Raw genomic sequence first — 17535 nt, 5'->3', positions numbered from 1 at the left:
GGGGCTCTGTGGACGCAGGTGCGCTGTGGAACAATCTGCGTGGGGACCGGAAGGAGGGGACGATGACGCTGGCCGATGATCCGCACGACGACGGTGCGCTGCCGGACTTCGCCGAGCCCGTGCCCGGGGCGCCGACCCTCAGCCCGCCCGACGAGGCCGCCCGCTCCCGCTCGAAGGCCCTGATCCTCACCGTGATCGGCGCGAGCGTCGCGATCATCGCCGTCGTCGCCCTGGTGCTGAGCCAGACCCTCTTCAAGCAGCCGGGGGACGACACGGACTGGGCGGCCCCGCCCTCGGGCACCGCGACCGGGCAGAAGGAGTACGTGCCCGACCCGGACGATCCCGACCTGGCGCCGCCGCCGCCGATCTTCACGCAGGCGCCCAGCGCCAGCTGCAGCGTGCTGCCGCAGGCCTCCGTCAGCCAGCAGCCGCCCGGCAAGGTCCGCGGCGGCGGCCTGCAGTACACGCTCCCGAGCACCTGGGGCTTCCCCTGGGGCAACGGCAACCTCTCCTACATGGAGGACGTCTCCGGCTACGCCCGCAACGTCGAGGACTCCTGGTACTCGGTCGTGAGCGTGGGCCGCGTGGTCTGGCCCGAGAGCGAGGGCGCCTACCCCGGCAGCGAGCAGGCCGCGATCACGATCTTCCAGTGCTACGCCACCTCCTCGGGCCTCATCGAGTACTTCGGCGAGACCCCCGTGGTCACGGACTACCGCACCGAGGCGACGACGGTCGACGGCACGCCCGCGTGGATCGTCCAGGCCACCTACCACTTCGACCGCCCCGAGCTGACGACGACCGACCAGTCGATCGTCACGTCCATCGTCGTGGAGACGCCGAACGGGCCCAGCGCCCTGGTCTCCGACGTCGCCGCCGATCACCCCGATCATGTCCAGGAGCTGCAGGACATCATCGCGAGCCTGGAGGTCGTTTCATGAGCAGCCGCACGAAGATCCTGCTGGCCGGAGCCGTCGCCTTCGCGGCCGTGTTCGCCCTCATCATCGGCGGCACGGTCGCCTTCCTCGTGCTCCGCGGGGGCGCGGGCGGCGGTGATCCGCCGACGGCGTCGGCCACGAGCATCGACACCACCGTGCCCGCGACCGATCCGGTGCCGACCCCGGACCCGGCGATCACCCCGACCGGGGAGGCGGAGTTCTGCTGGTACAACGCGGAGGAGAAGCGCACCTCGGTCGACCCGAGCGGGCGCATCGCCGGCGGCGGGCTGCAGATGGCGGTCCCCCAGGGCATCGACTGGCAGCACCAGACGTCCCTGCCGTACGTGCCGGCCCTGGACGACGTCTCGGTGATCACGACGCCCGTCGACGAGAACTGGGTGGCGCTCATGGCCGTTGGCGGCGTCGTCTGGCAGCCGGGCTATGAGTTCCCGGGCACCGAGAAGGCGGCCCAGCGCGTGGTCGACTGCTTCGCCGGGTCCTCGGGTCCGTGGGACTCGATGGTCTCCAAGCGCCATGTCGAGTCCAGGACCACCGAGGCCGTCGAGATCGGCGGCCTGTCAGGGCACCGCACCGACGCCGTGCTGGTCTTCGACCAGCACAAGCTCACGAAGACCTCGGGCACGATCCTGACCGCCATCGTCCTGGACGCCCCCGACGGCCCGGTCCTGTTCTTCTCCGACATCCCCCGGGAGAACACGGACCTGCAGGCGAAGCGGGACGCCGCGATCCAGACCCTCGTCGTGGTCTGAGCGCCCCCGTAAGCCGTGGGCGCCGCCCGCACCCCTGAGCGCCGCCTGCGCCCCCGTTCTGCGACCCGCTGAGCGGCGCGGTCAGACGATCGCGGAAGCCAGGCGGCAGAGGTTGTCGAGCGTGCGGCGCGGGAAGGAGCGCTGCGCCCACTCGGACGGATCCAGACGGGTCGAGCGCGCGCGGTAGCCGTCCTCGATCTCGCGCATCCGCTCGATGAAGTCGCAGCCGCCGATCATCAGCGAGGACTCCATGTCCAGCAGGAACGAGCGGATGTCCATGTTCGAGGAGCCGATCACCGTCACCGAGTCGTCGATGGTGATGTGCTTGGCGTGCAGGATGTAGGGCTCCTCGAACTCCCAGATCTCGACGCCAGCCTCGAGCAGCGGGGAGTAGTAGGAGCGCTGGGCGTGGGAGACGATGAACTGGTCGGCGGCCTTGGAGACGAGCAGCTGGACCTGCACCCCGCGCTTGGCGGCGGTGATGAGGGCCGCGTGCATCGTCTCGTCGGGCACGAAGTACGGGGAGACCGCGACGATCCGCTCGCGGGCGCTGTAGAACAGCTGGTTGAACAGCAGCAGGTTGTTCTCGAGCACGAAGCCGGGGCCCGAGGGCAGGATCTGGCACTCGAAGGAGCCGGACGTGTCGGGCGAGTGGCGCACCAGCTCGGACTCCGCGAGGAACTCGTCGGACTCGAAGAACCAGTCGGTCGCGAACAGCAGGTTGAGCTCGGAGACGATCGGGCCGCGCAGACGCACCATCGTCTCCTGCCAGCGCAGTCCGCGGCGGATGTTCGCGCGCTTGTCGTAGTGGCGGGCGATGATGTTCTGGCTGCCCATCCAGGCGACCTCGCCGTCGACGACGAGCACCTTGCGGTGGTTGCGCAGGTCCGGGCGCTGGAGGGCGCCGTCGTGGAACGGCTTGATCGGCATCATCGGGTAGTGCTCGATGCCGCAGGCGTCCAGGTGGTGCTTCATGGCCCGGTAGACCCGGCGGTGGGTCGCGGAGCCGAAGTGGTCGTAGAGCACGCGCACCGTCACGCCGCGCTCGGCCGCCTCCCCGAGGGCTGCGAAGAAGTCCTCGGTCACCTCATCGAGGCCCATCGTGTAGAAGAGCGCGTGGACGCTGTCGCGGGCGGAGCGGATGTCCGCGGCCATGCGCGCGAGGGTGCGCTCGTAGTCGGTCTCGAGGTCCGCGGAGTTGTTGCCGGTGAGCGGGTAGGCGCCGAGCTCGCGGTTGAGCTGGACGGCGCTCTGCAGCCAGCTGGGGCTGTCGTCGTCGAGCTCGGAGTCCGGGATGTCCTGGGCGCGCCCGCGCATGAGGCGGTTGACCACGCGCTGCTTCTCGCGGCGCCGCCGCGGCAACTGCGCCTTGCCCAGCATCAAGTACAGGGGGAAGCCGACGATCGGCAGCGCCATGATCGCCAGCAGCCACGCGATCGCGGAGGCGGGACGCCGGTTGCGGGGGACGACGACGATCGCGACCAGGCGCAGGACCACGTCGACGAGCGTGTAGAGCGTCGTCGAGGCCACCGGCCAGTGCGCGACGATCCACGCCCACATGCTGTCCATGCCCTGCTTCCCCCTCCGATTCCCCGGTGCCCTCGTTACCTGGTGCCCTCGTTACCCCGGTGCCCTGCGGAGACGGGTCCGGCACCGCAGCGGTGCCGGACCCGTCGTCGATGCGCGCCCCGATGAGCGGGGCGGCGCTCCGTCAGTCGCGGAAGATCGAGAAGATGCGCAGGATCTCAATGTACATCCACACGAGCGTCGCGGCAAGGCCGAAGGCGCAGCGCCAGGCGAAGACCCGCGGGACGCCGTTGGAGACGCCGCGCTGGACGTCCTCGAAGTCCATGACCAGCGAGTACGAGGCCATGAGCACGGCGAGGGCTCCGATCGCCAGACCCAGCATCCCTCTGCGCAGGTCCGTGCCCGTGATGGCCAGCATGCCGATGTTCACGAGGCAGAAGCCCAGGTAGGCGAGCATCGCGACCATGAAGATCTTCGTCAGGCGGGGCGAGGTGCGCAGCACGCCCACGCGGAACAGCACCAGGATGGTGGTCGCGACGGCGAGGGTGCCCATGACGGCCTGCAGCACGATGCCCGGGTAGATCACCTCGAAGCTCGTGGAGATGCCGCCCAGCAGCAGGCCCTCGAAGACGGCGTAGGCGAGCACGAGGAACGCCGACGGCTGCTTCTTGAAGGCGTTGACGAGGCCGAGGACGAGACCGCCGACGAGGCCTACGAGGGTCGCGATCATCGCCAGGCCGTAGCCGAGCTCCGCGCCCTGCGTGCCCAGGGCCAGGCCCAGGGCGATCGGTGCGGCCATGACGGCGGCACCGACGAGGACGACGACGCCCAGCGTCGCGGTGATCGCGTTGAGGGCGTCGCGCATGGTCATGCGGCCGGTGTCGTGCCCGGTAGCCGACGGGCGCGCGTACATCGCCTCGAGGTCCTCGCGGCGCGGGGCCTGCTGACCGTACTCGGTCGCCTGGCCGTGCTGGCCCTGCGCGGGCTGGCCGTACTGCGCCGACTGGCCGTACTGGGGCGAGGCGTAGCCCTGCGCGCCGCCGTAGGGGTCACGTGGGGCCTGGCGGTCGTCGACGCGACCGCCGTCGAATCCGGCGTACGTGCCGGTGAACGCTCGGTCGTTGCCGAGGATGAGATTGTGACGAGCCATGGCTCCTCCTTCAGGGCCGGACGGGTCCGGGAACGCGCTCGGGCGACGCACCGGCACGCACCACCATATCGGCGGGCGATGAGGACTGTCTGTGCCTGGGGCGCGCCGGAGCGCCGGTTCCGCTCAGGGCGCACCGCGCCGGATCGCGCGGTCGGCTCAGACGGAGCCGATGACGTCCCGGAAGCGCACCAGGCGCTCATCGTCGCTGTCGAAGAACGCGCCGGGCTCGTCGTCGAGCAGCACGCGCCCGCCCTCGAGGAACACCACCTTGTCCGCCACGCGCTGCGCGAAGGCGAGCGAGTGGGTGACGACCACGAGGGTGCGATCCTCGCGGGCGAGGTCCGCCAGCACGGCGACGACCTCGGCGGCGAGCTCCGGGTCGAGCGCCGAGGTGGGCTCGTCGAACAGGAGCACATCGGGCTCCATCGCGAGCGCCCGGGCGATCGCGACGCGCTGCTGCTGCCCGCCGGAGAGGCGATCGGGGTAGGCGTCGGCCTTGTCGGCCAGCCCCACCTTCGCCAGCAGCTCCTGCCCGCGCGCCTCCGCCTCGGCGCGCCCCAGACCGCGGGTCGCGATCGGCGCGAGCGTCACGTTGCCGAGCGCCGTCAGGTGGGCGAAGAGGTTGAACTGCTGGAAGACCATCGTCGAGCGGGCCCGCACCGCCCGGACCGTGCGGCGGCTCAGGCGCCCGCCGAGCTCGACCGGCCCGTCGCCCAGGTCGATCGTGCCGGCGCTCGGGCGCTCGAGGAGGTTGATCGAGCGCAGGAGGGTGGACTTGCCCGAGCCCGACGGCCCCAGCAGCACCGTCGTGCGCGAGCGCGGGATGTCGAGGGAGACGTCGTCGAGGGCCACGAGGCTCCCGAACTCGGCGCGCAGGCCGCGGATCCTGACGGCGGGCGCCGACGCGGCGGGGTCTGAGGGCGCGGCGCTTCCGGGCTCAGCTGCTGCGGACATGGCGGGACACCCTCTTCTCGAGCTGGGACTGCGCGAGGCTCAGCAGGGACACGATGACGAGGTAGATCGCGGCGACCTCGACGTACAGGACGAGCGGCTCGAACGTGGTCGCCGCGATCTGGCGGCCCACCTGGAACACGTCGACGAGGGTGATCGCGAAGACCAGGCTCGTCCCCTTGACCAGGTCGATGAAGTCGTTGGCCAGCGGCGGCAGCGCGATGCGCAGCCCCTGCGGCGCGACGACCCGCCGGAACGTGTCGCGGCGCGAGAGGTTCAGCGTCTGCGCCGCCTCGAACTGGCCGCGCGGGATCGACAGGATCGCCGCGCGGATCGCCTCGGAGGCGTAGGCGCCCGTGTTCAGGGCCAGCGTGACGACGGCCGCTGCGAAGGCGGGCAGCACGATGCCGACGTTCGGCAGCCCGAAGAACACGATGAACAGCTGCACCACCAGCGGCGTGCCGCGGAAGACCCACACGTACGCCGAGGCCAGGGCCCGCAGCGGGGCGGGCGCGTACAGGCGCACGAGCGCGACCGCGGCGGCGATCACGAGGGCCAGGGCGAAGGCCGCGAGCGAGAGGGGGATCGTGACGGCGATGGTGGCCTCGAGGAGGCGGGGCAGCGAGCTGGTCCACAGCTCGAGGGCGCGTCCCATTCGCTCAGCCCTGCGGGGTGAGGTCCAGCCCCACCCACTGCTGGTAGATCGCCGCCAGCGAGCCGTCGTCCTTCATGCGCGTGATGACCTCGTCGACCGCGCCCCGCAGCGCCTCCTGGCCCGACGGCATGATGACGCCCACGGTCGCGTTCGTCGGCAGCGGCTCCTCGAGCAGGCGGAAAGCGGCGTCCGGCTGCTCCTCGCGGTAGGTGTTGAAGGAGACGAGGTCGTTGCCGATCGCGTCCGCGCGGCCTTGCAGCACGAGCTCGATGCCCTCGGCGAAGCCCTGGACGGGGAGGATCTGGGCACCGAGGTCGGTCATGGCCTGGGCCCAGTTGCTCGTCGCGGTCTGCGCCGCGGTGCGGCCGGAGACGTCGGCGAGGGTCTGGATGTCGGAGTCCTCGGCGACGGCGATGCGCCCGGCGGTCTGCGCGTAGGGCTGGGAGAACAGGTACTTCTTCTTGCGCTCGTCGGTGATGCCGACGTTGTTGATGACGAGGTCGTACTTGTCGACGTCGAGGCCTGCGATCAGCGAGTCCCACTCGGTCTCGATGTACTCGGGCTCGGCGCCCAGGCCTGCGGCGATCGCGTCCGCGATCTCCTTCTCGAAGCCGACGAGGGCGCCGGAGTCGTCGTGGAAGGCGTAGGGCTTGTAGGTGCCCTCGATGCCGATGCGGACCTTCTTGTCGGCGCGGATGCGCTCGAGCAGGTCCTCCGCGGCGGGCGTGCCGGATGCGGCGGATCCGCTCGCATCCCGGTTCTGGGACGGGCCGCAGGCGGCGAGGGTCGCGAGCACGGCGGCGGGCCCGAGGGCCAATGCGGTGCGGCGGGCGACGGCGGTGCGGCGGGCGAGGTGGCGTGCGGGGGTCATGATGGCTCCAGGGGTGCGAGGCGGATGCGGCGGGGCGATGGGTGCAGCGGTGACGGGCGGCGCCGGGCCAGCAGGCGGCGCGGGGTCTTCGGGCGCGGGGTCTTCGGGCGCCGGGTCTTCGGGCGCCGGGTCAGCGGGCGGCGGCGAGCGCCTGGTCGAGGTCGGCGATGAGGTCATCGATGTGCTCGATGCCGACGGACAGGCGCAGCAGCTCGTCGGAGATCCCGGCGGCGGCGCGCGCCGCGGGGGTCATGGCCTCGTGCGTCATGGTCGCGGGGTGGCAGATGAGCGACTCGACGCCGCCGAGGCTCACCGCGTAGACGGGGATGCGCAGGGCGCGGAGGAAGGCGACGCGGTCGACGCCGTCGGCGAGCTCGAAGGAGAGCACGGCACCGGGGCCGGAGGCCTGGGAGGCGTGGACGACGGCCTGCTCCTCGCTCGCGGAGCCGGGCGTGAGCACCGCGGAGATCGCCTCGTGGGAGCGCAGGTGCTCGGCGATCGCGACGGCGCTCGCCTGCTGGCGCTCGAGGCGCAGCGGCAGGGTCTTGATGTCCTGGATCAGGCGGTAGGCGTCGAAGGGGGCGAGGACGCCGCCCAGGGCCTTCTGCGCGAGCGCGATCTGCTCGGCGATCGCGTCGTCGTCCGTGGTCACGACGCCGGCCAGGAGATCGGAGTGCCCGGCGAGGTACTTGGTCGCGGACTGCACGACGACGTCGGCGCCGAGCGCGAGGGGCTTCTGCAGCACGGGCGTCATGAACGTGTTGTCGACGACGACGAGGGCGCCGTGGTCGTGCGCCAGGGCGATCACGCGGCGCAAGTCGGTGATGCTCAGCGTCGGGTTGGCCGGGGTCTCGATGAAGACCATGCGGGTGCGCTCGGAGAAGTCCGCATCCGTGAGCGCGTCGAGGTCGTCGACGAAGCGTCCGGTCAGGTCGCGGGCGGGGAAGATCCGGTCGATGAAGCGGTAGGTGCCCCCGTAGACGCTCGCCGAGGCGATGACCTCATCGCCCGCTGCGAGCAGGCCGAAGGCGGCGCCCGTGGCGGCCATGCCGGTCGCGAAGGCGAAGGCGTGCTCCGCGCCGTCGAGCGCGGCGAGCACGGTCTCGAGCTGGGCGCGGGTGGGGTTGGAGCCGCGCTGGTAGGCGTAGGCGCCCTCCCCGGTGGCGGGGTCGAGCTCGAAGGTGGAGGCGAGGTGCACGGGCGGGACGACGGCGCCGTGCTCGTGGTCGCGGAGCGTCTGGACGGCGATGGTGTCGATGTGCACGGGTCCTCCGGGAAGGCGATCGGGCGAGCGGATGCCGACCACCATAAAGCCTGCCTTTGGTCTCACATAACCACATGTGTCCGAATGTGACGGCTCGCATCGCGCCTGACGCCCGAGTCGTCACCTTCGCACCGTCTTCACGAACCCGCTACGGGGCCTCCCCCGCACCGGGGGTGACGCTCGGGGATGCGAGGAGGAGGCTGGATCCCATGCCGTCGACCGCCGTTCTCGAGCTCCCCGCCGCCGCCCCCGCCCACGTCCAGGACCACGTCCACGCCCACGTCCGCGTCCAAAGGCACCGTCCGCGCCGCGAGCAGACCGCCACCTCGATGCTGCGCGCGATCGGGACCGGACCCATCCCGCAGATCATCGCCCCGCCGACCACCACGGCGACGGGGGCCGCCATGACGGGAGCCGCGGAGCGGTCATCCGCCGGGGCGGCCACAGGCGCGAGAAGGACCACGCGCACCGGCACGGGAACGGGCGCAACCACCGCACCGGGCACAGGCACAGGCACAGGCACAGGCACGAGCGCAGATGATGCGGCCCCGACCACGGCCGCTGCCGTCCGCTCCCTGCGCATGCGCGACATCGCCGCCGGCGGCGCCGCGGCCACGGGCTCCTGGACGCTCGCCTCGCACCTCGGCCTGCTGGGCACCGCGACCGGCACGTTCATCGCCTCGGTGGCCTCGACGATCCTGGTCGCGATCGCCGCCGACTCGCTCGCGGGCACGCGCATCGTCCTGCTGCGGACCCTGCGGCGCTGGCGCCAGGCGCACCGGCACCACACCCGCCGCTGACAGGGGCACGGGCAGAGAGCACCGCCGACCGCGAAGGGATGGCCGCCTGTCAGGCTTCGCGCGGACCGAACACGGCCGAGCCCAGGCGCACGATCGTCGCGCCCTCCTCGACGGCGATCTCGAGGTCGCCGCTCATACCCATCGACAGCTCCCGGACCTCGACCTCGCCCAGCTCGTCGCGCAGCTCCCGCAGCCGCGACAGCGATGCCCGCACCGCTGTCTCCTCGGCGGTGTTCGCCCCGATCGTCATCAGGCCGATGCACCGCAGGCGCTCGGTCGCCCGGATCCGCTCGAGGGCGCCGCGGACGGCCTCGATGTCGGGGGCATAGCCCGCCTTCGACTCCTCCCCCGACGTGTTGACCTGCACCATCACGTCCCGCTGCACGTCGGCGAGCGCGCAGCGCCGCTCGAGGGCCTCGATCAGGTCATCGCGGTCGACGCTGTGGATCACGCTCGCGAAGGCCACGGCGTCCTTGGCCTTGTTGGTCTGCAGGCGGCCGATCACGTGGCGCGGGATGTCGAGGGCCAGCAGGCGCGGATCCTCGTGCTTGGCGGCCTCCTGCATGCGGTTCTCCCCCACCGCCACACGCCGCCCGCGCTCGCGCAGGGCCGTGACGGCCGCGAGGATCTCATCGGCCGTGCGGGTCTTGGTGGCCAGCAGGATCGTCACGTCCGCGGGGGCGCGACCGGCGCGCTCGGCGGCGGCGTCGATCCGCGCGAGGATCGCGTCGATGCGGCCCTCGAGTCCCTGCCCGCCCTGTCCCGCGCCATCGTGCGCTCTCATCGCCGTCCGATCATCCATGCCGCCATCCTCTCAGTCCGCCCGTCGGTCCGCGGCGGCGAGGGTGCGCGCCCTGATCTGTCGCTCGATCGCGTCGGCGCGTGCGGCGATCTCCTCCACCCGCGTCGACGCCTCGAGGGCGGCATGACGGCCGCCGTCGTCCATGTCCGGGAGGGTCGCGTGCAGGCTGATGCGGCCGGCGACCGCGGCGGCGCGCGCGGAGGACGCGGCGATGGCGAGGTCGGAGACCAGCAGTGGCTTGACGCGGGGCAGGAGACCCTCGACGAGGTCGAGAAGCTCACCGGCGAGACCGATCACGGCGGCAGGCGTCCGCGCCGCGGTCGCGGTGCGCGCGGCCAGGGCCTGTCGGCGCCGCGCCTGCTCCTCGTCGCTCTCACGGGGCAGGGCGTAGGCCGCGGAGACCTGCTCGAAAGCGTCGGCATCCTCCTGCACCGCCTCGAGCGCGCGGGTACGGATGCGGTCGGCGGCCTCGGTGATGCGGCCTCGCTCGTCGGCGCAGTCCGGGTCCTGCTCCCCGGTCGTGAAGCGGGCGGCCATCGCGACGAGCGAGGCGGCCAGCGCCGCCTCGAGCGCCGCGACGCCACCGCCTCCCGGAGCGGGCCGGCGGGCGGCGAGCTCGGTGCAGAAGCGCTCGACGGGGAGCGCGGCCAGGCGATCGTCGGGGGCCGCGCCGGGAACAGTGGGCTGGGCATCGGTCATGCTGCGTTCGGTCTCCCTGCTCGGCGGCTCGCGTCCGCGGCGAGTGTAGGGGGCGCAGGTCGTCCGTGCCGTGCGTCACCGACCGCGTGCTCGGGCGGATCCGGAGTCGATAGCGTCGCGGCATGCGCCCCTCGATCGCCCTTGTCGTCGCGATCCTCGCCGAGACCACCGCGACCCTCGCCCTGCGCGCGAGCATCGACGCCCCCGCCTGGCTGGCCGTCGTCGCCCTCGGCTACACCGCCGCGTTCGCGCTGCTGGGCATCGCCCTGCGCGGCGGCATGCCCATCGGCGTCGCCTACGGCATCTGGGGCGCCAGCGGGGTCGCGCTGACCGCCGCCCTCGGCGCCGTCCTGTTCGACGAGCGCCTGGGGGCGACCGCGATCGGAGGCATCGCGCTGATCATCGCAGGCGTCGTGCTCGTCGAGACCGGCTCCGGCGAGCGCACCGCCGCCCGGGCGGATGCGGCATGAGCGGGCTGTGGCTCGCCGCCGCGATCGCGAGCGAGATCAGCGGAACCCTGGCGCTGCGGGCGAGCGACGGGCTGCGGCGACGCGGCTGGCTCATCGTCGTCGTGCTCGGCTACCTCGCGGCCTTCGCCGCTCTGCAGCGCGCGCTCGCATCCGGCATGCCCGTCGGCGTCGCCTACGGCATCTGGACGGCCACGGGGATCGCCGCGGTCGCGGTGCTCGCGCGGGCGATCTGGCGCGATCCGCTCACGACGCGGATGGTCGCGGGCATCGCGCTCATCATCGTCGGCGTCGTCCTTGTGGAGGTCGGCGGCGCGCCCTGAGGCCGCGCCGCCCACGCGCACGCGCCCCTATCTTTGGCCCGGTGCGTGCCCCCACCGGGACTCGAACCCGGACTGCGCCGCTTTTAAGGCGGCCGCCTCTGCCGATTGGGCTATGGGGGCGCGCCCGGACGGTCCTACGGCACGGCGGTCCTCGGACGCGAGCTCGGACCGCCGTGCACTCGGATCACCGGGCGACGGCCGTCAGCCTATGCTGGAGCAGTCATGTCCGAGCCCACCCGGTCCCTCGCGGACGAGCTGCGCCGGTTCGACGACGAGCGCCTCACCGAGCTCCTCCTCGCCCGGCCGGACCTCTCCGCGCCCGTGCCCCGCGGCATCGGCCCCCTCGCCGCCCGCGCCGCCGGCGCCGCCTCCGTGCAGCGGGCGCTCGGTGCGCTGACCCGCCCAGAGCTGTCGGTCCTCGAGGCCCTCGCCGTGCTGGAGGACCCGACCTGCCCGGCGGATGTCGCCGCGGCCGTCGGCGCGACGCCCGCGGAGATCGCCGGCGTGCTCGACCGCCTGCGCACCCTGGCCCTGGTGTGGGGCCAGAGCGAGCTGCGGGCGGTGCGGACGGTCCGCGAGGTGCTGCGCACCCCGGCGGGCCTGGCCCCCGAGGCCGACGACGACCCCTCCCCCGCCGAGGCCGCACGCCGTCTGCGAGAGGCACCGCCGGAGCTCGAGCCCCTGTTCGAGCGCCTCGCCTGGGGACCTGCGAAGGTCGACGCCGCCGAGGGCTCCGCCGCCGCGCGGGTCCTGGGCGAGGCCGGCGTGCTGGTGCGCCGCGGCGACCTGCACCTGATCCCCCGCCCCGTGCATCTGGCCCTGCGCGGCGGCCGCGTCTGCCCCGCGATCACGATCACCCGGCCCCTCCCGGAGGGCGAGGCGATCCGCGAGCGCATCCCCGGGACCCGCGACGCCCAGTCCGTCGAGGCCGCGTTCGAGGCCGTGCGCCTGGTCGGGACGGTCCGCGCCTGGGACGACGACCCGCCCGCGGTGCTGCGCCGCGGCGGCATCCCCCAGCGGGACCTGCGCCGCCTGGCGCAGCAGGCCGACGCCCCGCTCGACACGTACACGACCGTGATCCAGACGGCCTGGTGCGCGGGCCTGCTGGGCCACGACGGCGAGTCCTGGCAGCCGACCGCCGACTGGGACGCCTTCCGCACCCGCGGCCTCGAGCAGCGCTGGGCCGAGCTCGCGCTCACCTGGGCGCGCTGCCGCCACCTCGCCGTGGCCTCGGCCCCGGCCGATCCCCAGCACGGACAGGCGCGCGCGGCGCTGTCGAGCGCGAGCGCGCGCGACGGCCTGCGCACGCGGCGCCTGAGCATCCTGCGCGCGCTGCGCCCCGCGACGGGGATCCATGCCACCGAGGCGTCGCTCGCCGCCTCCCTCGGCTGGGCGTTCCCGCTGGTCGCGCCCACCCTCCTCGCCGAGGAGGTGCATGCGGCGCTGGTCGAGGGCACCGCTCTGGGCGTGGTCCTCGACGGAGCGCTGACCACGCTCGGCACCGCCCTGGTCGACGCGCTCGAGGAGGACGTCGAGAGCGCCGACGGGCATCTTGCCGATGTGCTGAGAGCCCTGGCCCCGCCTCCGGTCGATGAGCTGCTGCTGGACGCGGACCTCACCGCGACGATCCCCGGGCGCCCCTCCGAGCGCCTCCTCGCGCTCCTGCCGTGGACCGACGTCGTCTCCCGCGGCGGTGCGATGACGCTGCGCTTCACGGCGGCGACCATCCGCCGCGCCATGGGGGCGGGCCTCGACGGCGACGACCTCCTGGCCCTGCTGCGCGATGCCTCCCGCACCCCCGTCCCCCAGACGCTCGAGTACCTGCTGCGGGACGAGGCCCGGCGCCACGGGCAGATCCGCATCGGCCGCGCCGCCGCCTACCTCACCGCCGACGAGGACGTCCTCACGCTCTTCCAGGGCACGCCGCACGCCGAGGCCCTGCACCTGCAGCGCCTCGCGCCGACGGTCGCGATCACCGCCTCCGACCCCGGCTTCGTGCTGCAGATGGTGCGGCGCTCGGGGCTGTCGGCGATCGCCGTCGGGCCCGACGGGCTGACCGCACGCGACGAGCGCGACCACAGCCTGCACGGCGGCCCCGTCGAGCCCGAGCTCGAGACCGTCGAGGGCCCCGAGCTCCGCCTGCCCGCCGCCGAGGCCGTCTCCCGCATCCGCCAGGCCGATGCCGGGGACGGCGAGGACCTCTCGGTGACGGACCGCCTCCTCGAGGCCATCGCCCACGGCCAGGAGCTGCGCCTGGGGATCGTCGACGGCCGCGGCGGCATCATCGCCCGCGACGCCGTGCCCCTATCGCTCGAGGGAGGGCGCCTGCGCGCCCGGGATGCGCGCGGAGCTGAGGAGTTCACCGTTCTCGTCCACCGGGTGACGCTCGGCTGAACGGCCGGCGACGAGGCCGGGACGAACGCGCGCGCAACGGACGACTCGTCTCATGGGGAGCTCTCCCCATCGCCTTCCTTGGTACACCCTGGGATAAAGTCTGGGCACGGCGGATCACAAGGGCACCGATCCGGCCGACAGATCCGGACCGCACATGCCGCGGCCTCGACGAATCAGGGGAGAAGCTTCCATGACGCAGTACCCGAACCAGCCCTACGGCAGCGCCCCGGCGGGCGGCCCCGTCGGCGGACTCGACGTCGAGAAGGTGAAGCAGAACGCTCTCATCGCGATGATCGTCGGCTTCCTGTGCGGCGGCATGATCCCCGGCATCCTGGGGCTGCTCGGCTACCTCAAGGCGGACACCGAGACCGAGACCGCCAAGAAGTTCACGAAGTGGGCCTGGATCGCCTTCGGCATCATGTGGGCGCTCATGATCCTCACCTGGGTCGCCGTGATCCTCTTGAACATCTTCGTCTTCGCCGCCGTCGGCACGACGACGACCACCCACTGACCGCTCGATCGCTGCCGGGCACCCGCCCCGCAGCGCCTCATCCCGATCCCGTCCCGCCGCCCGGCGGGCACCGAGACCTCCTCAGGAGAGCATCATGACCGAGTACCAGAACCAGCCCGCCGCGAACCCCGCCAAGGCGGCGATCAAGAAGAACGCTCTCATCGCGATGATCGTCGGCTTCCTCTGCGGCGGCGTCATCCCGGGCGTCCTCGGCCTCCTCGGCTACCTCAAGGCGGACACCGAGCCCGAGACCGCGAAGATGTTCACCAAGTGGGCGTGGATCGTCTTCGCGATCATCTGGGTCCTGAACATCCTGTGGATCGTCATCGCGATCGCGACCGGCATGTTCTCCGCATCGATGTCGACGACCGGCGTGTGACATCTCTGTGCGCACCAGCGCACAGGGCATGGCGAAGGCCCGGAACCCTGCGGGGCTCCGGGCCTTCGCCGTGCTCGGGGCGACGTCAGCTCGTCGTCGCCTCCTGCATCTTCTCCCCCGCCTGCGGGTCGACGGCGCCGTGGGTCACGCCGCCCTCGCCGCCGTCCGTGCGGGTCTCGGAGCGATCGCGGGTCCACTCGACGTGGTAGGAGCCCTCGGCGTCCACGCGCTGGTAGGTGTGCGCGCCGAAGTAGTCGCGCTGGGCCTGCACGAGCGCCGCCGGCAGGCGCTCGGCGCGGATCGCGTCGTAGTACGACAGGCTCGAGGCGAACACCGGGACCGGGAAGCCGTTGGCCGCGGCGAAGGCGACGACGCGGCGCCACGCGGGCACGCAGTCGTTGATCGCCTCGGCGAAGTACGGGTCCGCGAGCAGCAGGGTCAGGTTCGCGTCGCGCTCGTACGCCTCGGTGATGCGGTCGAGGAACTTCGCGCGGATGATGCAGCCCGCGCGCCAGATCCGGGCCATCGCGCCCAGGTCGATGTCCCAGCCGTAGACCTCGGCACCCTTGGCGATCTCCTCGAAGCCCTGCGCGTAGGCGACGAGCTTGGAGGCGTACAGCGCCTTCTGGAGGTCGTCGATGAACTGCTCGGGATCGGTGATCTGCTCATCGGCCGTATGCGCCTGCAGCGTCTTCTGCGCCGCCTCGCGCTGGGCGATGTCGCCGGAGACAAAGCGGGCGAACGTGGCCTCGGCGATGCCGGTGACCGGGACGCCCAGGTCGAGCGCGGTCTGCACGGTCCAGGCGCCGGTGCCCTTCTGGGCGGCGCGGTCGAGGATGATGTCGACGAAGGGCTTGCCGGTGCGGGCGTCGACGTGCTTGAGCACGGTCGCGGTCACGTCGATGAGGAAGGACTCGAGGTCCCCCTCGTTCCACTGGGCGAAGCGGTCGCCGATCTCCGCGGCGCTCATGCCCAGGGCCTTCGACATCATGTCGTAGGCCTCGGAGATGACCTGCATGTCCGCGTACTCGATGCCGTTGTGGACCATCTTCACGAAGTGCCCGGCGCCGTCCGCGCCCACGTACGTGGTGCAGGGCTCGCCGTCCTCATCGGCCTTGGCGGCGATGTCCCGCAGTATCGGGGACAGGCGCTCCCAGGCCTCGGGCGAGCCGCCCGGCATGATCGAGGGGCCGTTGAGCGCGCCCTCCTCGCCGCCGGAGACGCCCATGCCCACGAAGTTCAGGCCGCGCTCCTTGAGCGCCGCCTCGCGACGGCGGGTGTCGGTGTACAGTGCGTTGCCGCCGTCGACGATGATGTCGCCCGGCTCCATGTGCTCGGCGAGCTCCTCGATCACGGCGTCGGTGGGGCCGCCGGCCTTGACCATGATGATCGCGACGCGCGGCGCCTTCAGCGAGGCCACGAAGTCCGCGATGGACTCGGAGGGGAAGAACGCGCCCTCGGAGCCGTGCTCGGCGATGACGGCCTCCGTCTTGGCGACGGAGCGGTTGTGGATCGCGACCTTGTAGCCGTGACGGGCGAGGTTCCGCGCGAGGTTGGACCCCATCACGGCCATGCCGGTCACGCCGATGTCGGCGGAGTCCCGGGGGGAGGGTTCGAAGGTGGCCATGTGCATGCTCCTCTGGTCGTGGGCGTCGGGGCCGGGTGCGCCGCGCACGGCGGGCGCCCTCGGCGTCGTTGTCATTCTAGGGATCACGCCTGGACGGACGGTCGCCCGTGCCAGCAGTTGCCCCTGGGGCGGGCGGCGGCGAGCGGCGCCGGGGCGACAGGCACGGAGACGGGGACGGCATGCGTATCCGTTCCCGCCGCCGAGGGGCAGACCGCGGAGGCTCCGACGAAGGTCGACATCTCGCCGTCCCAGGTATCGACGCGGCCGCCGGAGGGTGCGCCCGGGCACGACGGTGCCTACCGTGGAGGAGACGTCGAGGTGCGGGCCGCACAGGCTGCGGCATCCGCCCCCGTCGACCCGCAGCGCTTCCCGACATTCCGAGGTCACGATGAGCACCACGCCCGAGAACCCGCAGCAGCCCTGGCAGGCCTCGCCCCCGGAGCCCGTCGCTCCGTCCGAGCCGCAGCACGATGCCCCGCCCGCGCCCGGGCGGACGCCGTGGGGACAGCCGTCGGCCGACCAGACCCCGTCCCAGCCGAGCCGCGGCCAGTGGGGGCAGCCCGCGCCGCAGGCGGAGCAGCCCGGCGCGCCCGCGATTGACTCCGCGCCGTACGCCCCCGCCGGTCAGCGTTCTCCGGGCACCGACCTCGGCTCCGACATCTCCGCGGCGATGCGCTGGATGTGGCAGTCCTTCACGCGCAACCTCAGTGCCTTCCTCGTGCCCGGCATCGTCTACGGGCTGCTGATGCTGGTCCTCATCGGCGGCGCGATCGCGGCGTACGTCTGGGGCTTCGTCTCGGACATGCAGTACGACCCCGTCGCCGGCGAGTACACCCCGAACCTCGAGCGCCTGCTCATCGGCCTGGGCATCTTCACGGGGCTGTCGCTCCTCACCATGATCCCGAGCCTGCTGTGGCAGTCGGGATCGGCGCGCGCCGCCGCGACGATCGTGGACGGCAGGCGCCCGAGCACCGGCGAGGCCTTCACCGGCCCCGGGCGCGTGATCACGACCGCCCTGCTCGTCGCGGTCATCACGTTCATCGGCTCCCTGCTGTGCTACCTGCCCGGCATCCTCGCGGCCTTCTTCTTCCTGTGGGCGATCCCCGCCTCCACGCACGGTGCCACCCCGATCGAGGCGCTCAAGGAGAGCGCGCGCCTGGCCAAGGAGAACGTGGCCACCTCGATCGTGACCATGCTGATCATCTACGCCGCCTCCTCCATCGGCGGGACGTTCCTGCTGCCGCTGGTCGTGCTGCCGGCGCTGACGGCGCTGTTCCTGCGCGGGATGTACGAGCGCCTGAACGGTCGCGAGCTCGTCGAGCCCCAGGCCGCCTGAGAGCCCCGGCCGGCAGGCGCCTGACGCCCCGCGCCGCCGCCGAGGCGTGATCGGCGCCTCCCGTCCCTCCCGGC

18 protein-coding genes and 1 tRNA gene are annotated in these 17535 nt (G+C 72.6%); 9 read left to right on the top strand and 10 right to left on the bottom strand.

The genetic code is table 11. The features are described from left to right. The first annotated feature begins 62 nt into the window (after positions 1-62). Positions 63-938, top strand: a complete 876-nt coding sequence (locus FM110_RS07815) for a hypothetical protein (protein ID WP_087104211.1) — start codon at positions 63-65, stop codon at positions 936-938. Further along, complete coding sequence (locus FM110_RS07810; protein WP_087104210.1) at positions 935-1705, top strand: hypothetical protein; 771 nt, start codon at positions 935-937, stop codon at positions 1703-1705. The genes FM110_RS07815 and FM110_RS07810 overlap by 4 nt, the downstream gene beginning before the upstream one ends. An 81-nt stretch (positions 1706-1786) precedes the next feature. Here the strand turns inward: FM110_RS07810 and cls are convergent, their stop codons facing one another. From cls to FM110_RS07780, 6 genes are all read right to left on the bottom strand, one after another. Further along, positions 1787-3274, bottom strand: coding sequence for a cardiolipin synthase (gene cls / locus FM110_RS07805; protein ID WP_087104209.1), 1488 nt, complete (start codon positions 3272-3274; stop codon positions 1787-1789). A gap of 142 nt (positions 3275-3416) precedes the next feature. Further along, positions 3417-4382, bottom strand: a complete 966-nt coding sequence (locus tag FM110_RS07800) for a Bax inhibitor-1/YccA family protein (protein ID WP_087104208.1) — start codon at positions 4380-4382, stop codon at positions 3417-3419. 156 nt (positions 4383-4538) lie between these two features. After that, a complete protein-coding gene (locus FM110_RS07795) occupies positions 4539-5336 on the bottom strand; it encodes an amino acid ABC transporter ATP-binding protein (RefSeq protein ID WP_087104207.1) in 798 nt (265 codons plus the stop codon). Next, positions 5320-5988 carry an amino acid ABC transporter permease gene (locus FM110_RS07790; RefSeq protein ID WP_087104206.1) on the bottom strand — a complete coding sequence of 223 codons (669 nt, stop codon included), beginning with the start codon at positions 5986-5988 and terminating at the stop codon, positions 5320-5322. Before FM110_RS07790 ends, FM110_RS07795 begins: the two co-directional genes overlap by 17 nt. A gap of 4 nt (positions 5989-5992) precedes the next feature. After that, the gene (locus FM110_RS07785; protein WP_087104205.1) at positions 5993-6859 is read right to left on the bottom strand and encodes a transporter substrate-binding domain-containing protein; all 867 of its coding nucleotides are present in this window, start codon (positions 6857-6859) and stop codon (positions 5993-5995) included. A 130-nt stretch (positions 6860-6989) separates the two neighbouring features. Beyond that, the gene (locus tag FM110_RS07780; protein WP_087104320.1) at positions 6990-8123 is read right to left on the bottom strand and encodes a trans-sulfuration enzyme family protein; all 1134 of its coding nucleotides are present in this window, start codon (positions 8121-8123) and stop codon (positions 6990-6992) included. A gap of 209 nt (positions 8124-8332) precedes the next feature. Between FM110_RS07780 and FM110_RS07775 the strand changes: the two genes are divergently transcribed. Continuing rightward, a complete protein-coding gene (locus FM110_RS07775) occupies positions 8333-8923 on the top strand; it encodes a hypothetical protein (RefSeq protein ID WP_087104204.1) in 591 nt (196 codons plus the stop codon). A gap of 49 nt (positions 8924-8972) precedes the next feature. Here FM110_RS07775 and FM110_RS07770 read toward each other — a convergent pair whose 3' ends face one another. Continuing rightward, on the bottom strand, positions 8973-9725 hold the full coding sequence (locus tag FM110_RS07770) for a YggS family pyridoxal phosphate-dependent enzyme (protein WP_234992055.1): 753 nt from the start codon (positions 9723-9725) through the stop codon (positions 8973-8975). Between the two features lie 12 nt (positions 9726-9737). Beyond that, positions 9738-10424 (bottom strand): cyclodeaminase/cyclohydrolase family protein, encoded by a 687-nt coding sequence (locus FM110_RS07765; protein ID WP_087104203.1) that lies wholly within the window; start codon positions 10422-10424, stop codon positions 9738-9740. Positions 10425-10546: 122 nt separating this feature from the next. Between FM110_RS07765 and FM110_RS07760 the strand changes: the two genes are divergently transcribed. Both FM110_RS07760 and FM110_RS07755 read left to right on the top strand, forming a co-directional pair. Next, positions 10547-10894: a DMT family transporter gene (locus FM110_RS07760; protein WP_087104202.1), complete on the top strand. Its 348-nt coding sequence runs from the start codon at positions 10547-10549 to the stop codon at positions 10892-10894. Beyond that, on the top strand, positions 10891-11214 hold the full coding sequence (locus FM110_RS07755) for a DMT family transporter (protein ID WP_087104201.1): 324 nt from the start codon (positions 10891-10893) through the stop codon (positions 11212-11214). The genes FM110_RS07760 and FM110_RS07755 overlap by 4 nt, the downstream gene beginning before the upstream one ends. A 46-nt stretch (positions 11215-11260) precedes the next feature. Here FM110_RS07755 and FM110_RS07750 read toward each other — a convergent pair. Next, a tRNA-Leu gene (locus FM110_RS07750) sits at positions 11261-11334 on the bottom strand. Positions 11335-11436: 102 nt separating this feature from the next. Between FM110_RS07750 and FM110_RS07745 the strand changes: the two genes are divergently transcribed. From FM110_RS07745 to FM110_RS07735, 3 genes are all read left to right on the top strand, one after another. Continuing rightward, on the top strand, positions 11437-13608 hold the full coding sequence (locus FM110_RS07745; protein ID WP_087104200.1) for a helicase-associated domain-containing protein: 2172 nt from the start codon (positions 11437-11439) through the stop codon (positions 13606-13608). 190 nt (positions 13609-13798) lie between these two features. After that, positions 13799-14119, top strand: a complete 321-nt coding sequence (locus FM110_RS07740; protein WP_234992054.1) for a hypothetical protein — start codon at positions 13799-13801, stop codon at positions 14117-14119. Positions 14120-14213: 94 nt separating this feature from the next. Further along, positions 14214-14498: a hypothetical protein gene (locus tag FM110_RS07735; protein ID WP_087104199.1), complete on the top strand. Its 285-nt coding sequence runs from the start codon at positions 14214-14216 to the stop codon at positions 14496-14498. Positions 14499-14583: 85 nt separating this feature from the next. On the opposite strand, the gene gndA is transcribed toward FM110_RS07735, so the two are convergent. Next, positions 14584-16125, bottom strand: a complete 1542-nt coding sequence (gene gndA / locus FM110_RS07730; RefSeq protein WP_087104198.1) for an NADP-dependent phosphogluconate dehydrogenase — start codon at positions 16123-16125, stop codon at positions 14584-14586. A 388-nt stretch (positions 16126-16513) separates the two neighbouring features. Between gndA and FM110_RS07725 the strand changes: the two genes are divergently transcribed. Further along, positions 16514-17461, top strand: a complete 948-nt coding sequence (locus tag FM110_RS07725; protein WP_087104197.1) for a hypothetical protein — start codon at positions 16514-16516, stop codon at positions 17459-17461. The last annotated feature ends 74 nt before the right edge of the window (positions 17462-17535 follow it).

Source organism: Brachybacterium nesterenkovii (genome assembly GCF_900163655.1).
In the GTDB taxonomy this organism is placed as follows: Bacteria; Actinomycetota; Actinomycetes; order Actinomycetales; family Dermabacteraceae; genus Brachybacterium; species Brachybacterium nesterenkovii.
This window is presented reverse-complemented; position numbering and strand designations above follow the sequence as displayed.